1 pseudogene is annotated in these 642 nt (G+C 43.1%); it reads right to left on the bottom strand.

The window, feature by feature from the left end:
* Positions 1-642 (bottom strand): annotated as a pseudogene (locus tag DW938_RS14745) (hypothetical protein); the annotation flags it as partial.

Genomic DNA, 642 nt, shown 5'->3' with positions numbered 1-642 from the left:
AGCGTATTGTATCTCGTATCCAGTAGCAGAACCTTTCTGCGCCCAATCCACAAAGAATGCCTTGCTTTTAGCCGTGAGCTTCTGTATCTCCTGCTTGGCAGGATTTATCTTGAACGTCTTTGTGATAGTGCCTGTGTAAGAGCCTTTTCCTGCGATTTTTACAGTGGCAGTGCCTATTTTCTTGTTGTTTGAGTACGAAACTGTGTAGTCAGTGCCATTCTTTAGAGTTTTGCCATTATATTTAACAGTAATGCTCTGAGTGATGTTCTTGCCAGTGAAAGCCTTTGTGGAAATGCCCGAAACTGTGGCTTTCTTGAAGTTATTTTTGATACTGTAGGTCTTAGAAACTGAACCTGTGTAGTTGCCCTTGCCCGTGATCTTTACAGTAGCTGTTCCGACCTTGGTGTTGTTGCTGTACGAAACAGTGTAATCAGTATCCTTTTTCAAAGTCTTTCCACCGACTTTTACAGTAACGAACGGAGTTTTTGCCTTGCCATCATATGCGTAGGTCGAAGTGGAAAGTGTCACGCTTGCCTTTGAAATGCTAATTCTTGAAAGTGCAGGGATCTCAGCCGTTTCAAGGACTTTCTTGCAGACTGTACATTCCTTGTGCTTTGAGCCTTTAACTCCGATAGAAGCCGT

This window comes from Ruminococcus sp. AM43-6, assembly GCF_003461785.1.
Classification (GTDB): domain Bacteria; phylum Bacillota; class Clostridia; order Oscillospirales; family Ruminococcaceae; genus Hominimerdicola; species Hominimerdicola aceti.
This window is presented reverse-complemented; position numbering and strand designations above follow the sequence as displayed.